The sequence below is a fragment of the Arcobacter iocasae genome (assembly GCF_042214795.1).
In the GTDB taxonomy this organism is placed as follows: Bacteria; Campylobacterota; Campylobacteria; order Campylobacterales; family Arcobacteraceae; genus Arcobacter; species Arcobacter iocasae.
This window is the reverse complement of sequence record NZ_CP090177.1, coordinates 2,781,293-2,796,773: the sequence shown is the minus strand read 5'-3', so window position 1 is coordinate 2,796,773 and position 15,481 is coordinate 2,781,293. Positions and strand designations below refer to the sequence as shown.

The following is a 15,481-nucleotide window of genomic DNA, read 5'->3' as shown; positions in this document are numbered from 1 at the left end:
TTATAAGCGACATAAATCATGCCAAATCTATTTAACTTTCCTACATCTTTTGATTTTTGATAGAATATAATTCTAAACATCTCATGATAATTGCTGAGATATATGGGATACTTTGAATAAATATAGTTATTGCAAATACATATATTTCAATAATTCTTGTTTTATTTATATAAATTAGTGTAAAGAAAGAGATTAATAATAATAAACATAAAATAGTTTCATATATTATTGGGTTTTCACTTTTTTCACTCTTTTTAGATTTTCCACCTTTTTGAGTTCTTTTAAAAGGCAGACCATCTTTTACAAATCCATCCCAAACTGCTTTAAAAATAATAAGTTGTAGACTCATAGAGGCAATAGAACTTAAGAAAGTCTCTTTAAAACTAGCTTTTACTTTGATTCTATATAAAATAAAAGTATGTAAAACATTTACTAAAAATGCAGTAATAATAGGAACTGTTAGTGGAATTGTAGGAATTGTAACTCCAACAAAAACAATAACAGGAACCCAAATAAGATTCATGACAGCCATTATAGGTCCCATGGCATCACTTAGCCAAAAAATCCATCCCGTAATAAACTTTTTCTTTTGGCTGGGACTTAATTTAGTAGCGGAAGGTTTAAACTCTCGCCAGTGTTTTTTTAGAATTTGTATAGCTCCATAAGCCCATCTATGCCTTTGAGTTTTAAATGCTTCAAAAGTATCAGGAAGAAGACCATAACCATATCTTTTATTTGTATAGTGGGCTATATAACCTGCTTCAAATAATCTTAGACCTAATTCACTATCTTCTACTATGGTATCTGTTCCCCAGCCACCAACTTCCAACATTGAACTTAATCTAACCATAACCATCGTTCCATGTACCACTATAGCATTTTCTTCATTTCTATCAATCATTCCAATATCAAAGAATCCCGCATATTCTTCATTCATAGCTGTTTTTATTATGGATTCATCACCATCTCTATGATCTTGTGGTGCTTGTACAATTGCAACTTTAGGGTCATCAAATAAAGGAACTAAATCAACTAACCAAGTAGGTTCAACTACATAATCTGCATCGATTACTGCTATAATTTCAGCATCTTTGTTTGTTTGTTCTAAGGCTTTATTTAATGCCCCAGCTTTAAAGCCTGTACAAGTTATATTCATAAATACAAATTTATCACCTAAGTCTTTACATAGTTTTTCAATTGGTTTCCAATAGAACTCTTCTGGGGTATTGTTGATTATTACTAGAACTTCATAGTTTGGATATTCTAACTTAGATAAGGCTTGTAAAGTTTCAGCTAAGGCATGGGGTTGCTCTTTATATGCTGGTACATGAATAGAGACAAAAGGAATATTATCAGATGTTAAATTAATAGGAAGTAATCTTGTAGGAGCTGTTCCAATCGAAGATTTAAATAGTTCATTTGCTTTTGCAAGGGTCATAATCACAAGAGGTATCATGAGAAGTGTTCCTATCCCCCACATTCCCCACATCCCAAAATTCATATAGTTGATAAAAGGATACATAAATGCCATTACAATCCCCACTGACATACCTTGTGCTACTATTCCATAAGCTAAAGCATGATACATATTTAACTTTTTGTTTCTTAGTCCAAAAAATGTTAATAAAGCTCCTGTTATAATTGTGGCAATCATTTGATAAAACCAAAATTGATTTAGTTCTATATCTCCCACTAATTTAAATTTTAAATTTCTATCTGCATCAAATATTCCCCAATATTGTCCTATGTTTCCTTCTGCATAACCTTTCCAAGGCTGATCAAATGCTTCAATTATATTATAAGACCAAGCATTATCTTTAGCAAGATTTATAAACCCTCTAATAGCTGTTGCTTCATTTTTTAAATTTGGTACAGCCTTAACATTATTATAACCATTGCTTGGCCAACCTATTTCTCCAATATATATTTTTTTATTTGGAAATAGCTTCTCAATTGCATCGTATCTAGATATAACAAAACTATTAAACTGCTGAATAGGTACTTCTTCCCAATATGGTAAAATATGAATTGTTATAAAATCAACATGATTAGTCAAATCTTGAGTTTTTTCCCAAATATCCCAAGTCTCAGCACTTGTGATAGGTTTATCTGTAAACTCTCTTATATGGTCAATGTATGCAAAAAGTTCATTTTTATTTAAGTCTTTTCTTAGTAAAACCTCATTTCCTACAATAATACTTTCAATTCTATCTGGGTATTTTTTGAGTAACTTTAAAGCTCTTTGAATCTCTATGTCATTTTGTTTATAATCGCTACTTAACCAAATACCTAAATCAATAGGTAATATTGTTTGAACAGTAGCATCTAAAATAATCTCTGCATCTATTGAAGAGTAAGTTCTAATTTTCTTTGTAATAGGTGATAATATATTTAAATCATTTTCTATTTGTTTAGGCGATAAAACTTTTTTATCATAACCATAATATGGAGTATAAGAGAGTGATTGGACTTTTTTAGATGGTGATTCAATTAGTGAAACTAAAGTATTATGTGAAATCCAAAAAAATATTTGAAATAAGACTCCAATGATAATACTAAATATAATATATCTCAAATTTGTTCCTTTATATTATAATAATCATTGATAGAATAATTACATAGATAGCTTTTATGAAATGCAATTGTATAAAAATATTACTACTTATTAGCTTATGGAAGAGATATATAATAATAACTGATTAATCTACATCTGCTATAATTCCGAAACTAATCTTTAAAAACTAATACTATTAGAAATATGAATGGAGATTTTATTGTGAAAGAAAGAAAAAATATTGTACAGCTCTTTTTATCTATTTTTATGATGTTTGTTATGAGTGCTTGTTTGCCCCATCAAGAAGAGTTGCAAGTTATGCTAAATAAACATAATATAAGTAAAAAAGTTTATATTAAAAATGATGTAAATGCCTATGATAGTTATAAAAAAGATAAGAAAATTTTACAGACCCTAAAAAGAGCAGAAGAGTATGAGATAGTCGATATAAAAGAAAATTATGCTCGCCTTGGAAAATCAAAGAATAATAATCTAAAATCTGATGTGTGGGTTACACTAGATGAAATAGAAACACAACCAACATATTTTGTAACACTAATAGTGAATGCTCCTAAGCCAAAGATAATCTTAAATGGTAAAGAGTATGAGTCAAATATTAGACTTCCTAAAGGAAGCTATAAAATTGATATAAGTGCTGATGACTTTTTGGATAAAAGTATAGAAATTGAAGTACAAAAAGATACAAAAGAAGAGATCACTTTAGATTTTGATATTGAGGCTCAAAAGAAGAGAATAGCCAAAGAAAAGATTGAAAAAGAAAGAATAAAAAGAGAAAAGATAAAGAGAGAAAGAATAAAAAAAGAAAGAAAAGAGAGTATTTATATAGATAAAAAACAAAAACTGATATGGCAAGATAATAAAGCCGTATCAGAAATTAAAAAACCATGGCTAACAAAAGTAAACTTTGATGCCAAAAACTATAATAATACAGATGATGATACAGCTATAACTTATTGTAAAAAGTTAACTCTTGCCAATTTTAATGATTGGAGATTGCCTACAAAAGATGAATTAAAAAATCTTTCTACTCAAAAAAATAATTTGAGAAATATTAGCTCTAACTGGTACTGGAGTGCTACTTCAAACAGTGATAACAGTGAACGAGCATGGAGTATATATTTTGATAATGCAGACGGTTATAATGACCTTAAAAATGCTAATAATTATGTCCGATGTGTACGAAATAGGACTTCAATTAAATAAAAATTTATTTATATACTTATTTTTAATACAACATTCATTTGTATTTTGAATAAAAGTGTTACCCTGCTAAACCTTAAAAAATAAAAAATAAGAAGTTTTATAATAAAGATACCTATTTATAGTAAATATAAGTTGGCGACCCCATCAAGATTCGAACTTGAGTTTACAGGAGGAAATCCAGTAAACATACTATTTCTTAAAGTTTATTTTAATTTATATTGGCCACTATATGGGATTTCTTATTATATATTAATTCTTCTGATGTTATACTATTACTTTTAAAGGTGTTACCCATAAGTGTTACCCATACATAAAAGGAATATTATGGCTATAAATAGAGATGAATATATCAATAAAATAGAAGTTGGATTAAAAGCAAACAAATCATATACAAAATTTTTTTTACGCTTTAAATTAAATGCAAAATCTTATTATCAAATATTTGATTATTCAGATAAAAATTGGGATAAAAGAACAAGAATATCAAAAGCAAAATCAGATTCTTTTAATTTTAAACAAAGCAAAAAAGATACATCACTTGATATTGACGAAGATATTAAATTTGACAAATTTATCAATAAATATTTTGATACAAAAGAAACAAGTAATTCTTATAGTGGAGATAGATGGCTTAAAGAAAACAAAAACTATTACCAAAGACATATTAAAAGTATTATTGGGAATAAAAAGATTAAAGATATAAGACAAATCAATATAAAAGATATTATATCAAATGTCAAACAGCTAGGATTGAAAGAAAGAACACAAAAAACTACATTGGAAATATTAAACCCAGTATTTAAAAGTGCAATTGCAAATAGAATAATTATTCATAATCCTTGTGATGGAATTAAAATCAAAAGACCAAATACTAAAAAGAAAGTTCAGAATGCTTCTATTTTGTTAAAAGAAATATATAATGCAATAATAACTGTTTTTAAAGATGATATTTATTATCAAGCTCTGTTTTTATTTGCACTTCAAGGTAGAAGAAGGTCTGAAATATTAACACTTAGATGGGAATACATTGATTTTGATAACATGCTATATACTTTACCAAACACTAAAAATGGTGAAGAACAAACATTTATTCTGCCAGAGTCAATCGCCCTACTCCTCTTAGCGATGCAAACAAATAAAAAACATTATGTTTTTGAATCTCCAACAGATTCAACATCTTATATTCAAAATATTCAAACTCAAACAAGAAAATTAAAAAAGGCATTAAATAATCCAAACTTTGGAATTCACTATTTGAGAAATGTAGTTGTATCAGCTATGGCAGAACAAGGAGTAAATGCAACCTATTTATCTGGAGCATTAGGACATTCTGATTTAAATACTATTAAAAAGTATTTATCAATACCTTATAAAAAAGGTTCTGAAGTTGCTAATGCAACTATTGACAATATTACAAAAAATAGAAATTAATAAAAAATATCTTAACATATAAATCTAAAATAATAAATCAAATTAGTACTAAATACTATTTTGAGGGAGTGTTCAAAATTTTGTCTCAAACCGATAGAATATTAAATTCTAAAGGAATAACTTATGAAAAAACAGTTCAATATGGATGAGGCACTTGAATTCATAAAACAAGATGCCAGAATTGATGGCAAAGATGGAGTACTTGCTCCAATGATTAAATAACTTACTGAAGCAATTCTCAAAGCTGAAATTGAATCTCACTTATCTATAGAAATTAATAATCGTAAAAACGGTAAATCTTCAAAGAGTATGAAAAATAATGTTGGTAAATTTGATTTAGATGTACCAAGTGATAGGAATAGTTCATTTGAGCCTGAGATAGTAAAAAATATCAGACTCATATATCAAAACAATTAGAGCAGAAGATATTATCATTATATGCTTTAGGCAATAATTATAGTCAAATATCTGAACATATTGATGAAATGTACAGTGTAGAGTTTTCTAAAGCCACAATCAGCTCTATAACGGATAAAATTATACCACTGATTCAAGAGTGGCAACAACCTCCACTTGAGAGTATATATCCATTTGTGTGGCTTGATGCCATCCACTATAAAATTAAAGAGAACGGGAAGTATATCTCTAAAGCAGTATATACAATACTTGGTGTTGGACTAAGTAGTAAAAAAGAGATACTGGAGTTATACCTATCTGAAAATGAAGGTGCTAACTTTTGGTTACAAGTTTTATCAAACTTAAATAATCGAGGAATACAAGATATACTCATAGCATCAGTTGATGGTTTAAAGGCTTTCCTGAAACTATTAGTGATATTTTTCCAAAAAACAGAAGATATACGCAGAGTTATTTACACTACAAATATTATAGAATCAGTTCATAGACAGTTTAAAAAACTCACTAAAACAAAAGGTGCTTTTCCAAATGAGAATAGCTTATTAAAACTACTCTATATGCAAGTACCAAATGATCAATACCTATTTAGAATTGGAGTTTAACACTTTCTCAATTGGTTATTTTTTTTGAGGGAAGATTAGATGAAGCTTTAAATATCTGATTTGAAAGATCTCTTTATTTGTTCCATAATCTCTTAAGGTTTGTGGAACTTTGCAGTTTTTACTTTTTGAACATTTTGAGGAACATAGAAAACTAATATAAGTGCTTCGTGTTCCAAAACCTAGAGGTTGTGGTGTTGATTTAGATATGCAAATTTGGTGGAATGGTAGACACGCGGGCTTGAGGGGCTACCGCCCACACTGGGCTTGGGAGTTTAAGTCTACTTCTTCGCACCAAATTCAATTTTGAGCAGTCGTTTTTTTGATTTTAGTTTCCATTCTGACAACCTTTTGGTAACTACTTCGTCCCAATCTCGTTCCAATTTTTATAAAAAAACTTCAAAAAATAAATAAAACTTATAAACATTCAGACATTGCCTTAGTTATGGGCTTTATAGTGCATAAATTTGAGACTATATTGTTTTTTTAACTAAGTTTCCGCATTGACAACTTTTTGGTAATTTTTTAGATTGCAAAATGCAATATTTTTTAATTCAATTTTATTTTTTAGTTAAACTGCTAAAATGAAAAAATCTCTTTATAAATTAGAACAAATTAGTCAATCTTTAAATAGTAATCAGACATATTTTAAATTTAACAAAGATTTAGAAGCAAGTGATAAATACCGAAAAGATAGAGTAAATTCTGCTAAATGGCTAAACGAATTGATATATTATTTTATACAAAAATAGAGTATGTTTTTGTTAGAATTTAAAGAGCATATACAAGAACAAAAAAAGAAACTATCTGATTTAAAAGATGGAGATTTTAAACAGGGTCTATATGAAGAACTAAATATTATAGAGGATATGATTAATGATAGAAATAATAGTAAGTAGTGTAATTCTTGTATTAATACTATATTTTTATTTAAATGGTAAATCAAAAGAAAAGGATAAAATACCTTTTCATAGAAGATTGAAGGATAAAAATTGATATATAATAAAAAGATGGGAGAAGTTTTAGCTCCTATAATCCAGCTTAACAAACAAATAGAAACTATTACTCGACCAATGAGATTAATTACTTCTTCTTTTAAACCAATTCATTCAATTAGTCTTCCTACATTAGGACTTTCTGTCCCAATATATGTCAATCCTTTTGAAGAGTTACATAAACAGATGAGATATAATTTAAATCCACTACTGAAAATCCAAAAAGAAATGGCATATACACTTAGTCCTCTAATAAAACTACAAAATGAAATGAAGTTAATAATTAATCCACTTAGAAACTTAGAATCTACTATCGCTCCTATGAGAAGTATTTTAAATTCACTAGAACTATCAAACCTTCATGAACTTAATAAAGCTTTACAAGCATTAGATACTTCTTCTTTTGTAATTGAAACTTCTGTAGAGCAAGAAATTGAAGAACAAATAGAGTCCTTACCAGAAGAAGAAAGAAAGTCACTTGAAGAAATTTTTTTAGCTTTAAAAGATATATTTCCAGAAATAGGTTTTATTTCAGAAGCTTTTTCACAAAAACAATATGTGAGAATACTTACATATTTTATTATATGGATGTTACCAATCATATATACACAATATAAAGAACAACAAAAAATGATTTCTGACTCTTATTATAAAATCAATAGAAATAAAGTTAGAGTTAGAACAGAGCCTTCAACACAAAACCCTGAATCAATAATTACAAAATTAAATAAAAATGTTTTTGTAGAAAAAATTGACTCTCATAAAAATTGGTTAAAAGTTGAATTTGAAAATAATATAGGAGAAGAAATAGAAGGTTGGGTTAGAAGGGATATGTTAACAAAGATTGAAGAGGATTAAAAGCTTATGGATAATTTAGAAATAAATGAAAAGCTGATTACAATGAAGCTTGAAGGCTCATTAGATAGCTATAAAGAACTTTCTAAAACATTTAATATGGAAGAAAAAGAACTAAAAAAACTTGGAAAAACAATTAGAGATATTGTTATAAACAAGTTGAATATATCATCTGAATTATTTACTAAATATGAGCAAGAGAATCCTAATATTCAATGTATCAAAGGGAAATGTACTGAAGAAAGAATATTAGGTTCTATTGATAAAGAAACAAAAATAAGAAGTGGTGGATTTCAAACAAAACTTAGATTTTATAAATGGTATTTAAAACAACCTAAAAGCTGCTGTTATTGTGGTATTCCTGAAGAACTATTAGTTGACTATTTTGAAAAAAATAAAGATTCAAAAAGATTTCAAAGAGGGAAAAGTTTAGAAATTGAAAGAATATTAACAGATAAAAGCAATAATCACTATTCTGACGATAACTGTAGTTTAGCTTGTTATGTATGCAATAATGCAAAAAGTGATTTAATTCACTATCAAAATTTTAGATATATTGCAAAAGGGATTCATAACTTCTGGAAAAATAAATTTCCTGATAAGGATATTATATTTCCAGAAGAGTTTTATAAAGTTAAAATTTGATTTGAGAAAGTACTAAAGAACGATTTAACTTAACACTTTCATCAATTATAAATTCACATAATTTTTTAGTTACTTCTTGAAAAACTAGGGCTTCCTCTTTTTCAACTTTACTAGTTAGCTCAACTCCATGAATTAATTTATGTCTTAAATTAAACATTTCCACAATATAGTCTCTCAATGGAACACCATTAATTTTTTCATTTTGTATAAATTTTGATATATCTATATTAAATACATTTTTGAATATCCAAGGAAAGCTCTTCGCTCCCTTATGCTTTTGAAAAGATATATCCTTTGAATTTCTTATAATATTTATAAATATTCTTATTTTTTCATCTCTTGAATAATTAACATTTTTTAATAAATATTTTAAACAAAATTCATCAAAATTAATATACTTGATTTTTTGTATATAAGAAACTATTTTTTGATTGATATTGTTTTTATCAATATTTTGTAGTCCTTTAATAAAGCTTTTTTTTAATCTATATGCTCTTATAAAAGACATAATACTATTATTTAGTTCTTCATTTGAAATATGATGATAATATAGAGGAACATAACCTCTATTAAAAGTTTCCTTCATTAATGTTTCTAAAGATGAAACATTTAATATAACAGATACTTCGTATAACTCTTTTTCAATTGATGATTGCACCCATCTCAATCTTTTCTCATGTCCCTGTTCAATGTCCTCTGGAGAAAAGAACTCCCATGGGTCATAATTTAATTCTTTATCATCTATTGCAAAATCTACATTATCTTTAAAGAAATTAAATCCTTTTTCATCAACCATGTTTTGTAATTCAATTTCATAACTTATCTCAGTAAGGGTAGCTTTTATTTTTAATTGATACTCATTTCCTGATTTATCATTAAATTTAATTGCTTCACTAGCCTCATTTTCTTTTGGAACTTTTACATCTCCAAGAGGATAACCATTTTCTAAAAGGATAAATTCTTCCCCACCTTGAGATAAATAAAAACCCGTTCCTGTTATCTTATCCATTAATAGCCTTTCCTACTCCCCACATTAAAGTGTCAAGTTTTTTATATCTCCCATATTTTTACAAACATCTCCAAATAAATCATCCATTTCTAAAAATATATCTTTTATATTTGAATCATCAACAAGCTTATTTGATGAGTGTTGAATATTTTTTAATATAGATGCTAAGACTTTTTCTGTCATTAAAGATTTAATTTGATTCATTATACTTCTTTTTTTACTTAAATAAGTATGTATTAATTTAAAAATCAATATAACACAATATAAATTATTTAATGATAAAAATATAATTAAATTATAACTTTTATGAAGTTATTAAAGGGTATAATCTTCGTCATTATAATATTAGGATAGCTTATGAGTAATGCGATTGACTATTTAAAAAGAGTTAGTTTTGACAATAAAAAATGGATTACAGATTTAAGAAATATTATTTGTCAAAATGGTAGTTATTCAGATGAGGATATTACAACTGCAATAGGAAATTTCACTTCTACAGAATCGCCTAATGAAATAGAAGAAAAAACTGAAGTAGAAACAGAGTCTCAAGATAATTCAATAAAATTACTATACAGACTATATGAAAATAAAAATCTTGCAGGAACTAAAGATAACCAAGATATAGTTTTTAGCCCTTTTTTTACATTGGTTTATGGTAAAAATGGAAGCGGTAAAAGTACATATTATAAAACATTAAAAAGTGTTTTTTCTGAAGACCAAAATATCAAAAACAATATATATACAAATAATACAGATGAAACATCAGTAAAAATAGATTTAGTTAAAGAAAATGAGTTTAAGCGATTCCAGAAAAAAAGTTTAGACACATTTCCTCAAACTTTGGAAACAATCAGTTGGTCAGGAACAAGCACACAAAATAAAAATATTAAATTTTGTGATAATGATATATTAAATCAATCACTTTCAAAAAGAAATGCTTCTTGGTCTGTTGATAGATATAGGCTAGACTATTATGAAACGATGAGAGAAGCTATTGATACCATTAAAACAAAAGCAGAAGAGAAAAAAAATTCATTGACACTAGAAATGAATAATGCTTTTCAACCATTTTTATCTTCATTAAAAGACAAACAGGAATCTTCTGTCTTTAGTAAGCTATCCAACACTAGTAGTAAAGAAACAGAATTACAAAGATTAATTAATCTTGAAGAAATAGATAGTGATATAGATGCTCAAATTGACACATTAAACGAAAAAGCAAATGTAAATGTTGAAACTTTAGTTACATCAATCAAAGGACTAGAAACTCATCAAAGACTATATACTAGTCTAATTTCATACATAGATAAGAAGATATTGAGTTGTAATTCAATTGAAGGTGCTTCAACTCATATAGAAGAGCTAGTTTCTTTAAAGAACTCTAGAGACTTTTCACAATTCAATCAACATGACTTGTTATTTAGTTTAGAAAATGAAAATCAAGAGCTTTATATTAATCTTCTTAAAGATATTGCAAAAACTGCTTTATCATACCAAATAGAAGATTATCCTGACAATGTTGAAAAATGTTTTTACTGTAATCAAGACCTTCCTGAAGAAAATAAAAGTCTAATAAAAGATATTCATTCTGTTATAGATGAAAACTTAGAAAATAGAATTGATGAATTAGAGCATGAATTAATGTCAATATCTTCAGATGTAGAAGTTATTTTAGATACAGATACAAGTAGTTTTGAGATACTTGATTTAACTACGGATGTACAAGATGTAGTAACTCAAGAAACACTTAATGCAAGTTTGTTATTTGAAAATACGCTAATTGAAGAAGCATTAGAATCAATAAGTGATTATGATATATATGAAACATTTTCAGAGGTAAAGAGTTTCAGACTTAAGTTGCTTGAGTTGAAAAAAATTATTGAAACTCAAAAATATTCTATTGATATAAAATGTAATGAAGAAAAACTAAACCTTCAAAATATTGAAATTAACAAATCTTCTGCAAAGGCTGAATTAAATACTTTGCATGATAAAAAGTATTGTTTTGAAAATAAGACTTTGTTACAAGATACACTAAATAAAACAATAACTATAAAAAAGTTCAATGCTGAACTTAGTAGATTTAATACCTATAAAACAAGATTATCAAATAGTAAATCTAAAGTTGAGGATACTTTAATTAGAAATAGTTATAAAGCTAAGTTTAATGGACACTTGAATGACTTTAGGTTACCTAAAAGAGATAAAATCAAAAGAAAGTTTTCTGTATTAGATGGACAAACAAAAATTGAAGGCAATATTCTTATTCAAGATAATAAATTTAAAATATCTGATATTCTTAGTGAAGGAGAAGCAAAAGTTTACTCTCTTTGTGACTGGTTTACTGAGCTAGAGTTTAGTGATTCAAATACTGTAATTTTTGATGACCCACTCACAAGTCTTGATGAAAAAAATGTTGAGAACCTTGCTAAAAAAATTTGTCAGCTATCGAATACTTATCAAGTTATAATATTCACACATAATATTCAATTTTATAAATATTTGGTTGATTATTCACTAGGGAATAAAGCACTTGACAGCAAGTCTTGTAAAATTTGTGAAGAGTTGGAAGACAGTTTAAAATGTGAAGGCTATAAACAAAATACTCAAACACTTCATAAATGTGGAAACTATTTAAGACTAGAGAACACTCTTCATACAGGAACTGTTAAAACAGGTGTGCTATATAATACACTTAGATATAAAGACAAAATGCTTAATATTCGTCAAAGGCTAACATCTGATTCAATAGAAGAAGTTCCAGTTGATTTAAGAAATGTAATAAACGATTTCATAGAACAATATTATTTCGCTGATATAAAAAGAGAAATATTTAAAAATCTTGATATGATTACACTTCGATCAAAACTAAAGCCACTATCAGATGAAACATGGGTTAATTTACAAGCACTTCATAATCGCTTATCATCTTCATCTGGGACATTACATTCTTATGACCATGAAATTAATACAACATTAGAACATAGTGATTATATAGAAATATTTAATGACCTTATAGATATTGTTAATAGTGAAGCAAACCAAAGTATAGAAAGGATTAATTAAATGGCAAACAATGGAAGAGGCTATGAAAGCTTTGTTCAAAAATTACAACAAGCTTTAATTAATTCGGAAGAGTATTTGCATCAAAAAAATATTTCTATAAAAAAAAATGTAAAAATAACTGACAATTGTGGAGTAGAAAGAGAATTTGACCTTTATTGGGAATACGAACTTGCAGGGGTTACTTATAAAACAGTTATTGAGTGTAAAGACTATGCTTCTAAAATCTCAATAGATAAAATAGATTCACTTATAGGAAAAATTAGAGATATTCCAGATATTAAACCTATATTTGCAACAAAAACAGGTTATCAAAGTGGTGCAGAACAAAAAGCGAAATATAATAAAATTGAATTACTTATTGTAAGAGAACAAATAGATGATGATTGGAAAGATAAAGATGGAAATTCACTTATAAAAGAAATTCACATTAATATGCTTATACAATCCCCTGCTCATATAAAATCTTTTTCTCCTAAACTTAATAAAGATTGGATAGAACAAAATACGGATATTGATACTTCCAAGCCTATTTCAATGAATGGATTGAATAATGAAATATTTATAAAAGACAATGTAAAAAATGAGCAATATTCAATTTTTGACCTACAACAGAAATTAACAAATATTAAAGAAAATGAATATGGAGATATGTCTCAAGTTGTTGAGTTTGAGGATGGATATATTACTTACAAAGATACAATGTTAAAAATCGATTCATATAAAGTAGACTATTCAATTTCAAAACCTCATTCCATGCCAATGGTAATAGATTATGCGAAAGAACTAATAGGAGTTATTGAATATGTAAGTAGAGAAACAAATACATCTACAGCAGTTTTCAAAGACAGAATAATTAAAGACTGGAATAAATAAATGGCATCAAAAACATACCCAATAAATTGTAAATTACTAAAAAAACTAATACGATATAAAAGGAATGATGAAAAATCAACTAAAAGTGAATCAGGACTTGGTATAAGTTTTTCAGACAATATTGAAGATAGACTAAAAGAATATCAAGAAAGTGCAGAAAGACAAAAAAAATTTGAAGAAGATACAAAAGAATTTACAGATACAGAATTTTTACATCTTTTTGCATTTTATCATTATGGTAGAGATGAATGTAAATTCCTAGAAGTGACACCACCGACAACAACATCATCATACAACGATATTTTCAATGACTTTAAAGATTGGGAAAGAGACGATATTATCATCAGATTAAGAGGACTTCAATATTCCGCAATTAAAAAATATTTTAAAGATGCACTTAGGGGTTATTTTATAAATGAAAAAGGTGTTCAAGAAAGAAAAGATAAACATGAAAAAAGACTTAAATCATTTAATAAAAAAACTATTTCTGAGATAGAAAAGTATAAAGAAAACACCTCTAATTCCACAATCCAAACATTTAAAGATATTTTTAGTGATTATCAAACAGAGACAATAAAAGATATAAAAAGAGCTAAAGAGATTATTGAGAGAATCATACATTCAACAGGTGGGCAAATAGTTTGTGATTTCATAGACTATGGAAATTTTGACCATCTTCATTATGTTGAAATAGATGAAACTCACAATATATTAAAATTATATTGGCATCACAGTAATGTAAAATCAACTGTACAAAATGTAAGAGTGGATTTAAAGTTTGATTCTCTTTTATTAATAAATGAAGCATCTTCTGCATCTATTGCTATAAAAGGATACTATCAAACATTAAAAGAGGTTAGAAACTATTATGGGAATGCAGAATCAGTTAATAAGTTTATACAAAAACCTAAAACACATAGCCATTCTAATTTTCAATATGAAATGTCTTTTGATAAAAGGGTTAATAAAAAAACTGAAAACTTTCATGTCTCAGTTTTACCTTGGAGATTTTATAATGTTCTTATTTCTCCAAAAGAAAACTTAGGAGATGTTATCCAATCAAAAAGAATTTTGATAATGTCAAATCTAAAGGAACTTGAGAATAGAATTGATTCAACTTATGAAAAAATTCAGTTAATAGGACTGGATAATGAAGATGATATTACAATGTTTGGAAATAGATATAGAAAGTTTGTAGAAAATCTACTAAAACTAATTTGCCTTATGAAAGCATATATGTTTGAAGAAAACTATAAAAGCGATACATTAGGAAACCTCTTAACAAAGTTAAAAGAAAATTCTTTATATTTTAAGTTAGAAAATGGAGAGGATGTTAATATCACAAAAGTGAATGTAGAGCCAGAAATCCTTCTATTCAAAATCATTACTCTAACAGAAAACATAATCAAAGAACTGAATTTACATTCTCATGAGAATGTATGTACAAAAATAGATGAAACAATGCTTGAAAACCTTAACAAAGAAACTAATGTTTTACTAAAAACAGTATATCTGTATTTGATGGATAAAAATATTCTTGAGCATTTAAAGTCTTAAAAAGAGAGGTAATGAAAGGTTAGGTGTCAATCCTAAAACTGCAAAATGCTAAATATATGGGGAGGGGCAACATGGGTGAAAAATTGTTACAAAGATGAGTTATAAAAACATGTTCCACAACCTGTTATATTTGGAACTTTTAACTAAAACTTAAAGTTGTGTTTCAAATATAAGAAGTTGAGGAAGAGACTATTCAGAATTTTATTCTGTATTTAGGGTTGACAGATCTAACCATACTTTACAATTAAACATAAAT

General features: G+C 27.0%; 12 protein-coding genes and 1 pseudogene. 10 read left to right on the top strand and 3 right to left on the bottom strand.

Annotated features, from left to right (window positions below):
* Positions 1-40: 40 nt before the first annotated feature.
* A complete protein-coding gene (locus LXN10_RS14070) occupies positions 41-2,575 on the bottom strand; it encodes a glycosyltransferase family 2 protein (RefSeq protein WP_375723612.1) in 2,535 nt (844 codons plus the stop codon).
* A gap of 201 nt (positions 2,576-2,776) precedes the next feature.
* Here LXN10_RS14070 and LXN10_RS14065 point away from each other — a divergent pair, with 201 nt between their 5' ends.
* The 7 genes and pseudogenes from LXN10_RS14065 (at position 2,777) to LXN10_RS14035 (ending at position 8,720) form a co-directional block, all read left to right on the top strand.
* Positions 2,777-3,778: a DUF1566 domain-containing protein gene (locus LXN10_RS14065; protein ID WP_375723611.1), complete on the top strand. Its 1,002-nt coding sequence runs from the start codon at positions 2,777-2,779 to the stop codon at positions 3,776-3,778.
* Between the two features lie 324 nt (positions 3,779-4,102).
* Complete coding sequence (locus tag LXN10_RS14060; RefSeq protein WP_375723610.1) at positions 4,103-5,209, top strand: tyrosine-type recombinase/integrase; 1,107 nt, start codon at positions 4,103-4,105, stop codon at positions 5,207-5,209.
* Positions 5,210-5,332: 123 nt separating this feature from the next.
* Positions 5,333-6,287: pseudogene (locus LXN10_RS14055) on the top strand (IS256 family transposase).
* A gap of 522 nt (positions 6,288-6,809) precedes the next feature.
* On the top strand, positions 6,810-6,977 hold the full coding sequence (locus LXN10_RS14050; RefSeq protein WP_375723609.1) for a hypothetical protein: 168 nt from the start codon (positions 6,810-6,812) through the stop codon (positions 6,975-6,977).
* A gap of 3 nt (positions 6,978-6,980) precedes the next feature.
* Entirely contained in the window at positions 6,981-7,124 is a 144-nt protein-coding gene (locus LXN10_RS14045; RefSeq protein ID WP_375723608.1) for a hypothetical protein, read from the top strand.
* 93 nt (positions 7,125-7,217) lie between these two features.
* The gene (locus tag LXN10_RS14040; RefSeq protein ID WP_375723607.1) at positions 7,218-8,078 is read left to right on the top strand and encodes an SH3 domain-containing protein; all 861 of its coding nucleotides are present in this window, start codon (positions 7,218-7,220) and stop codon (positions 8,076-8,078) included.
* A gap of 6 nt (positions 8,079-8,084) precedes the next feature.
* Positions 8,085-8,720, top strand: coding sequence for a hypothetical protein (locus LXN10_RS14035; RefSeq protein WP_375723606.1), 636 nt, complete (start codon positions 8,085-8,087; stop codon positions 8,718-8,720).
* On the opposite strand, the gene LXN10_RS14030 is transcribed toward LXN10_RS14035, so the two are convergent.
* Together LXN10_RS14030 and LXN10_RS14025 are read right to left on the bottom strand one after the other, a co-directional pair.
* Positions 8,710-9,729 (bottom strand): hypothetical protein, encoded by a 1,020-nt coding sequence (locus LXN10_RS14030; protein WP_375723605.1) that lies wholly within the window; start codon positions 9,727-9,729, stop codon positions 8,710-8,712. The two genes, LXN10_RS14035 and LXN10_RS14030, sit on opposite strands and share 11 nt — an antisense overlap.
* A gap of 24 nt (positions 9,730-9,753) precedes the next feature.
* Positions 9,754-9,933 (bottom strand): hypothetical protein, encoded by a 180-nt coding sequence (locus tag LXN10_RS14025; RefSeq protein WP_375723604.1) that lies wholly within the window; start codon positions 9,931-9,933, stop codon positions 9,754-9,756.
* Positions 9,934-10,086: 153 nt separating this feature from the next.
* Here LXN10_RS14025 and LXN10_RS14020 point away from each other — a divergent pair, with 153 nt between their 5' ends.
* The 3 genes from LXN10_RS14020 to LXN10_RS14010 are packed head-to-tail and all read left to right on the top strand — an operon-like array spanning position 10,087 to position 15,225.
* On the top strand, positions 10,087-12,795 hold the full coding sequence (locus LXN10_RS14020) for an AAA family ATPase (protein ID WP_375723603.1): 2,709 nt from the start codon (positions 10,087-10,089) through the stop codon (positions 12,793-12,795).
* Positions 12,796-13,668 (top strand): restriction endonuclease, encoded by an 873-nt coding sequence (locus LXN10_RS14015; RefSeq protein WP_375723602.1) that lies wholly within the window; start codon positions 12,796-12,798, stop codon positions 13,666-13,668. It abuts the gene before it with no gap.
* A complete protein-coding gene (locus LXN10_RS14010; protein ID WP_375723601.1) occupies positions 13,669-15,225 on the top strand; it encodes a hypothetical protein in 1,557 nt (518 codons plus the stop codon). It abuts the gene before it with no gap.
* The last annotated feature ends 256 nt before the right edge of the window (positions 15,226-15,481 follow it).

Bases quoted from the DNA above. Each gene is read 5' to 3' on its own strand.
- LXN10_RS14060 (WP_375723610.1), top strand. From the start codon at position 4,103: ATGGCTATAAATAGAGATGAATATATCAATAAAATAGAAGTTGGATTA.
- LXN10_RS14050 (WP_375723609.1), top strand. From the start codon at position 6,810: ATGAAAAAATCTCTTTATAAATTAGAACAAATTAGTCAATCTTTAAAT.
- LXN10_RS14045 (WP_375723608.1), top strand. From the start codon at position 6,981: ATGTTTTTGTTAGAATTTAAAGAGCATATACAAGAACAAAAAAAGAAA.
- LXN10_RS14035 (WP_375723606.1), top strand. From the start codon at position 8,085: ATGGATAATTTAGAAATAAATGAAAAGCTGATTACAATGAAGCTTGAA.
- LXN10_RS14030 (WP_375723605.1), bottom strand. From the start codon at position 9,729: ATGGATAAGATAACAGGAACGGGTTTTTATTTATCTCAAGGTGGGGAA.
- LXN10_RS14025 (WP_375723604.1), bottom strand. From the start codon at position 9,933: ATGAATCAAATTAAATCTTTAATGACAGAAAAAGTCTTAGCATCTATA.
- LXN10_RS14020 (WP_375723603.1), top strand. From the start codon at position 10,087: ATGAGTAATGCGATTGACTATTTAAAAAGAGTTAGTTTTGACAATAAA.
- LXN10_RS14015 (WP_375723602.1), top strand. From the start codon at position 12,796: ATGGCAAACAATGGAAGAGGCTATGAAAGCTTTGTTCAAAAATTACAA.
- LXN10_RS14010 (WP_375723601.1), top strand. From the start codon at position 13,669: ATGGCATCAAAAACATACCCAATAAATTGTAAATTACTAAAAAAACTA.